This is a genomic window from Roseofilum capinflatum BLCC-M114, assembly GCF_030068505.1.
GTDB lineage: Bacteria > Cyanobacteriota > Cyanobacteriia > Cyanobacteriales > Desertifilaceae > Roseofilum > Roseofilum capinflatum.
In genome coordinates this window covers 1-9496 of record NZ_JAQOSO010000105.1, presented here as the reverse complement: position 1 = coordinate 9496, position 9496 = coordinate 1, and the positions used below count along the sequence as shown (strand labels likewise).

Here is a 9496-nt window from a genome sequence, read left to right as displayed (position 1 = left end):
AAGATGAAGGTGTGCCCTCTTCCCCCAACCCCTTCTCCCACGGGAGAAGGGGAGCAGAAGTCTCTCTCCCTGGGGAGAGAGATTTAGAGAGAGGGCACAACCCTGGGCAAGATGAAGGTGTGCCCTCTTCCCCCAACCCCTTCTCCCACGGGAGAAGGGGAGCAGAAGTCTCTCTCCCTGGGGAGAGAGATTTAGAGAGAGGGCACAACCCTGGGCAAGATGAAGGTGTGCCCTCTTCCCCCAACCCCTTCTCCCACGGGAGAAGGGGAGCAGAAGTCTCTCTCCCTGGGGAGAGAGATTTTCCTTCGGACATGAAAGAGAGAGGGCAAGATGTCAGTCAATTAGCCGGAGCCAGGCGAATGATTCCCGAAGCTCTACTGCAACGAGCAAAAGAACTTCGCCAAAGTCAAACCCCGGCAGAACAAATATTATGGGAATGTTTACGAGCGAAACGGTTGCAGGGGGCCAAGTTTAGGAGGCAACATAATATTGGTCAATGTATTGTCGATTTCTATTGCCATGGGGCGAAGTTGGTGATTGAAGTCGATGGGGGAATTCATGAACAGCAAAAAGAGCGAGATGCAGATAGGGATAATTGGTTCGCTGACCATGGATTTCGGGTTTTGCGTTTTAAGAATGAAGAGGTTAGGGAGAATTTGATTGATGTTTTAGCGAGAATTGCCCTCTCCCTAAATCCCTCTCCCACGGGAGAGGGACTTACATTCCCCTCTCCTGCGGGAGAGGGGCTAGGGGTGAGGGGCAATGCTGGGGATGAGGAGCTGGAGATGAGGACTATCACCAAACTGGATATCTTCCACTATACCTATGCCGTTCTCCATAACCCCGACTACCGGAAAAAATACGAACTCAACCTGAAGCGCGACTTTCCCCGACTGCCGTTTTATGATGACTTTTTCCAATGGGCAAACTGGGGACAACAACTCATGTATCTGCACCTGAATTATGAAACCCTCGAACCCTATCCCCTGGAGCGGGTAGATATTCCCCTCAAGGAAACCCAAACCTATCAACCGAAACTGAAAGCCGACAAAACGAAACACGAAATTATCCTCGACAATATCACCACGCTGAAGCAGATTCCCCCAACTGCGTGGGACTATAAACTCGGCAACCGTTGCGCTCTAGAATGGATACTCGACCAATATAAGGAAAAGAAACCCCGCGATGCTACGATTCGGGAAAAGTTCAATACCTATCGCTTCATGGACTATAAGGAAACAGTGGTTGATTTGCTCTTGCGCGTCTGTCGGGTGTCGGTGGAAACGATGAAAATAATTGAGGAAATTTCTGCGGTCAAGGGTTGACAAAAGGAAAAAAGTGCGCCATAATGGAAATGGTGACTAAAAATATTTTATAGCAGTTTTCGCTGTTATGAGGTACATAAATGACTGTTTTGAACCATAGCTAAAATGGCTCAAAGTGCTACCCAGTCTGCTGTTTTCCCCCCATCCCCCCATCACAGCGCGAAGTGCTGTATGTGATATTACTCATTACCCATTACCCTCAAACTGCGTTGAATTCAAAACAGCCCCGCGCAAATAGGCATCGTTTAACCGAACGCCGATGAAATTAGCGCGACTTAAATTAGTCCATCTCAGATCTGTTTGATACAAATCTGCATCCTTGAAATTTGCCCCCCATAAATAGGCTCCTGCTAAATGGGCTGCACTTAAATTGGCTTCCCTGAAATCGGCTCGATGGAGATGGGCGTTAATCAACTCTGTATGATGCAAAACGGCATTGATGAGAACTGCTTCACTCAGGTTAGCTTCGAGACAATGGGCATAACTTAAATTAGAGCGCCTTAAATTGGTATTGCTTAAATCTGCATCCTTAAGATTAGCTCTCATAAGATTGGCTCCGCTCAAATTTGCCCCGCGCAGATTTGCCCCTTCTAAATTGGCTTCGGTTAAATCTGCGCCCATCAAATTCGCCCCGCTTAAATCTGCTGTGCTTAAATCTGCCTGTTGGAACTGGGTTCCTATGGCTTGACTTTGGGTTAAGCAAGCCTGCTTGAACAGGGCGCAAGAGGCGATCGCCCCACTCAAAGACGCTTGATGGAGATTCGCCCCTTCCAACTCCATGCGCCCTAGATTGGCTCGTCTTAAATCCACGCCCCCTAAATCAATCCCTGGGAGCCGATACCCCCCCAAATCTGTCTCACTCAGATCCGGAGTAATCTCTGGATAAGCCCTTTTCCACTTATGCCAGGTCGGAATGCCACGATACAAAACTGCTAAATGTTCAGAATTCGCCATAACCACTTACTTCTATCACTTATTGATATCACTTATTGAGTATCAGGGGGAGGATTTTCCCGTCCCGAAATATTCTCGATCGCCGCCAGAGCTGCTTGAGAAGCCGCAATAATATCCCGTTCTTCGCCCCCCAGATAGAGACGACCAAAAATCCCCACCGCTTGTATTTGCAAAATATTAATCAGTGCCGCCTTTTCCGACTCATTGGCTGCCAAAGCTGCATAGGCAGCCGGTTGCACCTCCAAAACATAGAGGGTTTGCCCGGATAAAATCATCTGTCCGCGACGGTTGCGGTTAATCAATTGGGTTTGGTGGGGATCGATATTGCGGATAATTTGGCTCGAAATCACACGGGGTTTGAGGCGATCGCGCTCTTTCACCCCCAAAGCATCTAAAATCGCCTGTCCTGCTGCCCGCGTTTCCCCCTGACTAGCTGAATGAATCTCCAACAGTCCATAGAGTCGTTCTACAAACTGGACTGCTGGGCGAACCCGCGTCGCCTTCAGCGCCACATCCGTAATCCGATTAATTTCAATCCCTGGGGCAACCTCAACCCACAGCGACGTATCTCCCGGTAAAGGAAGAAAGCCTAACGCCACCGTACCAATATAGGCAGCGTGCTGGGGTTGCAGGTTATCAATAAAAACATAGCTTCGTAATTCCGTAGCCAAAATCCAGAATACTCCCGATTCAGTCTCCCTAGACATTCAATCATACAGCGCTTCGCACTGGTAATGGGGAATGGGGGAATGGGTAAGATCTCCAATAAATCATCACCCATTCCCTATTCATGAAAAAGCCAACCAATAAATACAGCCATTTCACCGCCATTGACCGTCAATTCCTATCTTTTCCAGGGCGGTTTTTATTAGAAAGAAAGTTATTGCAAGGTCAGATCCTAGACTTTGGCTGTGGGTTGGGTAACGATGTCAAACTCCTATCTCAACAAGGATTCCAGATTCAAGGCTACGATCCTCACTATTTTCCCGCCTATCCCCAGCATAAATTTGATACCATTCTTTGCTTTTATGTTCTTAATGTCTTGTTCCCTGAAGAGCAAGCCACTGTGATGATGGAAGTCTCTCATCTCTTGAAACCGGGAGGAAAAGCCTATTATGCCGTTCGGCGAGACATTAAAAGAGAAGGCTTTAGACAACATTATGTGCATCACAAGCCGACCTATCAATGTATGGTTAAATTGCCCTTTCAGTCTATGTACAGTGATGAATCTTGCCAAATCTATAAGTATGTTCACTATAATCATCAAAGACATTCTAGCGATCGCTGCATTTTTTGCAATCCCCGCAAAAGTTTAAGGTTACTCACAGAATCCGCAACCGCCTATGCCCTGTTTGACGGTTACCCCGTGAGTAAGGGTCATGTGTTGATTGTACCCAAACGTCATATTGGCAATTATTTTGAATTGCCCTTTAAGGAACAATCCGCTTGCTGGTTTATGGCGAATAAAGTACAAGAGCTATTAATTCAAGAATTTCAGCCCGATGGATTTAATGTAGGCATTAATGTCAACCATGCAGCAGGTCAAAAAATGGGCCATGCCACCATCCATATTATCCCTCGCTACCAAGACGATACACGGGGACATCGAGGCGGAATTCGCCATGTATTGCCTAAAAAGTAAGGTTACCGGCTCTACTCCCTCACCCATCCCTAGGGCGATCGCCCTTTTCCCAGCCTCGAATTTCGGCTAGGGTATAGAGGGGACGGCCTTTGACTTGTTCGTAGATGCGCCCGATATATTCCCCTAGAATGCCGATGCTGACGAGTTGTACGGCTCCCAGAAAGAAGATGGCGATCAGGATAGTGGCAAACCCGGTGAGGGGTGCGGTGGGGGCGACAATGCGCCAATAGAGGACGAGTATAGCCATGAAAAGGGCGATCGCGGCTGCGGCTAAACCGAGATAAGTCGAGAGACGCAGGGGAACCTTAGAAAAAGAGACAATCCCATTAATCGCCAGGGATAGGGACTTAGCAAACGTATATTTCACTTCACCGGAAAACCGGGGACTACGCTCGTACAAAATCGCCGTTTGCTCGAAGCCAATCCAAGCTCGCAAACCTCGAATGTAGCGATCGCGCTCTGGCATCTGATTCAACACATCCACCACGCACCGATCCATCAAACAAAAATCCCCCGTATCCGTCGGAATCTCCACATCCGCCAAATATCTCAGCATCCGATAAAATAAATAAGCCATCCATCGTTTGCGCTTTTTTTCTTGATATCGGCGCGTTCTTTGGGCATAAACCACCTGATACCCTTCTTGCCATTTTTGCACCATTTCCGGAATTAACTCCGGCGGATCTTGCAAATCCGCATCCAAAACAACCACCGCTTCCCCCCGCGCATAATTCAACCCCGCAGTCACCGCAATTTGATGACCAAAATTCCGTGCTAAACTAAGATAGCAAACTCGCTTATCTCTCTGATACAATTCCCGCAACAGACGTAAAGAAGCATCCGTACTGCCATCATTAACTAAAATCACTTCGGTCTGTCCCTCTAAGTTTTCCATCACTGAACAGAGACGGTTATAGAGTTCAGGAATAGTATTTTCTTCATTATAAATGGGCACAATGAAGGAATAAGTAGGCTTGACAAACGGTTCCATCTGTATTTACAATTTATCCTTATATAAAATCCGGTTAATTGGAAAAGACAAGCGGGCATCTTGCCCGCACTATTGGAAAAGACAAGCGGGCAAGATGCCCGCATTCCTCCAATTCTTTGATATTACTGGAGTGGGAGCATCTTGCTCCCTGGATTTTTAATTATGTCAGAAGAAACTTTAAAAAAAGAACGAGAATTTCACGATCAATGGGCCGCCACCATTGATATTGACCAAATTCAGGTAGCCGATTATTTTGAAGCTTGCACAGCGCCGGAAAATCGGTTTATTTTAAATCATTTGGGAGAGGTGAAAGGCAAAACCCTATTAGATGTGGGCTGTGGAGCGGGAGAAAATAGCGTTTATTTTGCCCAAAAAGGCGCTCACTGTGTGGCTTCTGACTATTCTCCGGGCATGGTGGAAGTGGCGTTAAAATTAGCAGCAAAAAATGGGGTGGAGATTGAAGGGCATGTGGGCAATGCCATGGCGTTTGATTTTCCCGACGATAGTTTTGATATTATTTATGTGGCCAATCTTTTGCATCATCTTCCCGATGTACAAGGGGCGCTCAAAGAATGTCATCGGGTGGTGAAACCAGGGGGAAAGGTCTGTTTTTGGGAACCCTTAAAGCATAATCCAGTGATTAATGTTTATCGGCGCATGGCGACTGAAGTCCGCACGGACGATGAGCATCCTTTAGATATTAACATCATCCCGTTTGTCGAGTCCTTGTTTTCTGAAACTCAATGGGATACCTTTTGGATTGCTACCTTGTGGATTTTCCTCCGTTTTTATCTGATTGAACGAGTGAACCCCAATGAAGAGCGCTATTGGAAAAAGATTATCCTAGAAAAGGAGCGATTGGAGCCAGAATATCGGCGATTGGAACAGATGGATGGGTGGCTAAAACAGATTCCTGGAATGAAGCGCATGGCGTGGAATTTAGCGGTAGTAGCCACCAAATAATATCAAATCCGATGAATGGGAAAAGAGAAGCGGGCAAGATGCCCGTACTCCTCGAATTCTTTGATAGGACTGGAGTGGGAGCATCTTGCTCCTTAGATATTTAACTAGGGTATTTCAATAGTTTCCCTATTCCCCATTACCCATTCCATCCCCACCAAGGACTGACTTCTATCCCTCCCATAGGAGTCAAGACGACTCGGAAAGAGTTCAAATTTGTATTTTCAAAGTCAGTCACTAAACTTAGATCTGACAATGGGGTATTGTTTACCCAATTTTGAGCTTCTGGAGAAGTGGGAAGATAACCGGTAATTATCCCTTGAGAATTAACAAAAACACGATAGATCAGTCGTTGCTTAAATTTGGGATTTTCTTGCCACCCCTGATCGAGTTGGGTATAGACTTTTTGATTTAAATCAACTTGAGAGAGAACCATAGATGGGATATATTCAAAATTTTTAACCGCGCTCATGGCTTCCGGTTCTGGATGTTCTATTAACACCCATTGGGTTAAATCCAAAACATAGTGACTAACCAAAGTAATCCGCTCATAAGACATAAAATAAAAGTGCAGTTTATGGGGATTCTGGATATCCCGATGAATCACTAAGCCATTAATGCCGATATCCTGGCGGTAATTCATGGCTAGATTGTATCCATCAAGCATGACGCTAAATAAAGGACTCTTGTGGGGAGGATTTTGTTTCAACTGTTGATAATTTTCCGTAAACGGAGGCGCGAATCCAATGGGAATATAAAGTCCCTGATCGTACCGATCCGTGGAAACTTGGGGAATTTGATGCCAATCGAGTCCACTGAGGATAAATTTACGAATTTTCCCGGATTGACTTTTGAAGATTAATTCTAATTCTAATAAGTCTTGATCTGCTAAAGGTGATTCAATGGTTTTAGCTGTGGCACTCTGCAAATGGGAAATCTGACTATACTGGGTTGTCCAGAGCTGATCGGGGTTATAAATGCCTGGAGGAACAAAGGTGTGAAATTGGGGATTGGCTTGACGCAAGTCTTCCCAGGTTTTAATGGAGTCTAGGGGTTGATTGAAGACCATGAGGTTGGCTTTGCCCCGTTGCTCATTGAGGGCGAGAATATTCTCGTTGTTCAAATCTTGAGCATCAATGAGATAGCGACGTTTCACTGTGCGTAGGGAGTCTAAATCAAAGGGCATTCCACGATGGAAATTAAATCCGGGCCAAGGTTCGATGGATGGGGCATAGTTCCAATAGGGAACGCCATTGAGTTCACTAACTAGGCGAGCATAGGCTCCTTGGGGAAAATCAAAATAGCCTTGATAAATTTTTTGTTGCCCGTCTGGAGTTTGGGCAAAAAGGGCTAATTCCCAGTAGCCTGCACCCAAGCAATTATTGGTGAGGGAGATGGAGATATCTTGGGCATCATACCCCATGAATCGATCGGGGAGATGAATTTCTGGGGAACCAGCCGGAAAAATGACCCGTTGTCGATTAAATTCCCGTTCTGTGAGAAACCATTGGGTTAAGGCTTGATTTCCATGAAGAGAGGCAGGAATTTGGGGAATCATTAATTGCAGATCGATAGAGTTTAAGAGAATGGGGGTAGATTGTCCATTTTGGCTGATTTCAAATTTGATGTTATAGAGAGAATCTGAGGTGCGATAGAAACTAATACGTTTGCCAACTAGGTTAGAGCTGCTGATGGGTTCAGTGTTGAGGGGAATCTGGGTTAAGTTAAAATTGCTGTAACGCAGATAGACGGCTCCGGCGATCGCACTTAAACTGAGTAAAGTAGTGGCGATCGCTGCCCAGATCGCCCCTGGGGGTAAGTTCCAGACATACTCAACGCTCTGAAGGGTTTGAGAACGTTGCGGTTGAGGTGCAGGTAAATGGGTGGTCACGATCGAATCCTCCAGATTATCTAAACCTATATCGGATAGGTCAATCCTAGAAATTTTGAGGCTTGAACCACTTGGATCAAATCGCCTAAATTGGCTGGAACTCTAGTACCAATCGAATTTAGTTCTAAAGAACTATTTGACTTTCACATAAATGTAGGCCTGAGATCCTCGGTTCTGTGAAAACCTTCCCGTAAGATCGAAACAGGTTCACCAATTTGTGCAAGATCAGGATCGGGGGAAGCCATGGCCCGTTTTTTCAAATGGAACTCTTATTTTAATCATCCATTTTATCTTTTACTTTACTTAGAATGGATTTTACTGGGAATTGCGGTGTTAGCCACGTTTGCACCGCCTCCCCATGTTCCTCCTCTTCGCCCTCCCCATGGTTTGGGAATGCCGCCACCCCCTCCCCGAATGCCATCACCCCCTCGACATTCCAGCCGGTTTATTCCTGGAATTCTCGCGAGTATCGGTACTTTGGGCTTAATGGGTTTGCGTTTACCCGAAACCCATCACCCCTTGATATATCAAGTCCTGTATACAGCTTTGGGGTTTGGTTTGAGCGGGTTGGCAGTGGTGTTTGGGGGACGGGGAGCTAACTTTTTTTCGGCGCTCTTGCTGGTGGTGGTGATTCGAGGGTGTTTAATGTTTCCCTGGCGCGGACGGGTGATAGTGGCGCTGGTGGCTTATGTTTCGTTTCTGGGGATGTTGGTGGGAACGATTCTGAAACGGATGGGATTTTTTCGCTATTTGTCCCAGGATATGAATCAACCGGCTGATATTATGGATTTCTTGTCTGGGCGATCGCAAGGTTTTATTTTCCATTTAACGGTAAATTCGGCACTCCTGTTTGCCTTAGTTTTAGTCTTTGTACTGTTGTTGGTGGGGGCACTACTGAGTGAAAAGCACAGTCGAGAAGATTTAACCCATGCCCATCGGCAACTGCGCCAATATGCCCTCTTGGTGGAAAATCAAGCGGCATTGCAAGAGCGAAATCGTATTGCTCGTGAGATTCATGATTCTGTGGGCCATTATTTAACGGCTCAGAGTATTCAGTTGGAGAATGCGGTGGTGTTTTTAGCCCAAGATCCACCCAAGGCTCAGGGATATGTAAAGGAGGCGCAACGGTTAGGAAAAGAAGCGCTTAAGGATGTGCGCCATTCTGTCTCTGCTTTGCGGGCCGATCCGTTGAAGGGGAAGACGTTGGAAGCTGCATTAAGGGAGTTATTACAAGAGGTGAAACAGACGACGGGAATTCGGCTTGAGTCTAAGTTTAAGGTGAAGTCGGCTGTCTCTCAAAAATGTTCGACAGCTCTGTATCGGGTGGTGCAGGAGGCGCTGACGAATGTGGCCCGTCATAGTCAGGCGACGCGGGTACAGGTATATGTGATGGAGGTGAGTGGAATGGTGTGTTTGCGTTTGCAGGATAATGGGCGAGGGTTTGAGCGGGATCTCAATTCTACGGGGTTTGGCCTGCAAGGGATGCAAGACCGAATTCAGGCGATCGGAGGGCGGTTTGAGATCAAGAGTGAGATGGGGAAAGGGTGTCAGGTTGAGGCGGATATTCCCATGAGTTAGATCTGAAAATACTATATAGCAAACCTAAATGAGTTATGTAATGGCTACCCCTCATCCCCCAGCCCCCTTCGGCTACGCTCAGGGCAAGCCTTCTCCCAAGGCAGGGGGTTTTCAAAGTCCGGGGCAATCTTTAAAAGAAAAGTGAACTTTTCCCG

Annotated in this window: 8 protein-coding genes; 4 read left to right on the top strand and 4 right to left on the bottom strand. The window is 46.5% G+C overall.

Annotation, left to right across the window (positions count from 1 at the left end; translation table 11 throughout):
• A partial coding sequence (locus tag PMG25_RS20775) for a type ISP restriction/modification enzyme (RefSeq protein ID WP_283768808.1) occupies window positions 1–1325 on the top strand: 1325 nt, incomplete at its 5' end.
• A 186-nt stretch (window positions 1326–1511) separates the two neighbouring features.
• Here PMG25_RS20775 and PMG25_RS20770 read toward each other — a convergent pair.
• Both PMG25_RS20770 and ccmP read right to left on the bottom strand, forming a co-directional pair.
• A complete protein-coding gene (locus PMG25_RS20770; protein WP_283768807.1) occupies window positions 1512–2279 on the bottom strand; it encodes a pentapeptide repeat-containing protein in 768 nt (255 codons plus the stop codon).
• A gap of 32 nt (window positions 2280–2311) precedes the next feature.
• Window positions 2312–2950 carry a beta-carboxysome protein CcmP gene (gene ccmP / locus PMG25_RS20765; protein WP_283762230.1) on the bottom strand — a complete coding sequence of 213 codons (639 nt, stop codon included), beginning with the start codon at window positions 2948–2950 and terminating at the stop codon, window positions 2312–2314.
• 119 nt (window positions 2951–3069) lie between these two features.
• On the opposite strand from ccmP, the gene PMG25_RS20760 reads away from it, so the two are divergent.
• Entirely contained in the window at window positions 3070–3921 is an 852-nt protein-coding gene (locus PMG25_RS20760) for an HIT domain-containing protein (protein WP_283768805.1), read from the top strand.
• Window positions 3922–3940: 19 nt separating this feature from the next.
• On the opposite strand, the gene PMG25_RS20755 is transcribed toward PMG25_RS20760, so the two are convergent.
• Window positions 3941–4912, bottom strand: coding sequence for a glycosyltransferase family 2 protein (locus PMG25_RS20755; protein ID WP_283768804.1), 972 nt, complete (start codon window positions 4910–4912; stop codon window positions 3941–3943).
• 162 nt (window positions 4913–5074) lie between these two features.
• Between PMG25_RS20755 and PMG25_RS20750 the strand changes: the two genes are divergently transcribed.
• Window positions 5075–5875 carry a class I SAM-dependent methyltransferase gene (locus tag PMG25_RS20750; RefSeq protein ID WP_283768803.1) on the top strand — a complete coding sequence of 267 codons (801 nt, stop codon included), beginning with the start codon at window positions 5075–5077 and terminating at the stop codon, window positions 5873–5875.
• Between the two features lie 136 nt (window positions 5876–6011).
• Here the strand turns inward: PMG25_RS20750 and PMG25_RS20745 are convergent, their stop codons facing one another.
• A complete protein-coding gene (locus tag PMG25_RS20745) occupies window positions 6012–7763 on the bottom strand; it encodes a hypothetical protein (protein ID WP_283768802.1) in 1752 nt (583 codons plus the stop codon).
• Window positions 7764–8006: 243 nt separating this feature from the next.
• Here PMG25_RS20745 and PMG25_RS20740 point away from each other — a divergent pair, with 243 nt between their 5' ends.
• Complete coding sequence (locus PMG25_RS20740) at window positions 8007–9341, top strand: sensor histidine kinase (protein WP_283768801.1); 1335 nt, start codon at window positions 8007–8009, stop codon at window positions 9339–9341.
• Window positions 9342–9496: the final 155 nt, after the last annotated feature.

What these genes read in the sequence shown, in the direction of transcription:
- PMG25_RS20770 (WP_283768807.1), bottom strand. Translation starts at nt 2,279, where the DNA reads ATGGCGAATTCTGAACATTTAGCAGTTTTGTATCGTGGCATTCCGACC.
- PMG25_RS20740 (WP_283768801.1), top strand. Translation starts at nt 8,007, where the DNA reads ATGGCCCGTTTTTTCAAATGGAACTCTTATTTTAATCATCCATTTTAT.
- PMG25_RS20750 (WP_283768803.1), top strand. Translation starts at nt 5,075, where the DNA reads ATGTCAGAAGAAACTTTAAAAAAAGAACGAGAATTTCACGATCAATGG.
- PMG25_RS20760 (WP_283768805.1), top strand. Translation starts at nt 3,070, where the DNA reads ATGAAAAAGCCAACCAATAAATACAGCCATTTCACCGCCATTGACCGT.
- PMG25_RS20755 (WP_283768804.1), bottom strand. Translation starts at nt 4,912, where the DNA reads ATGGAACCGTTTGTCAAGCCTACTTATTCCTTCATTGTGCCCATTTAT.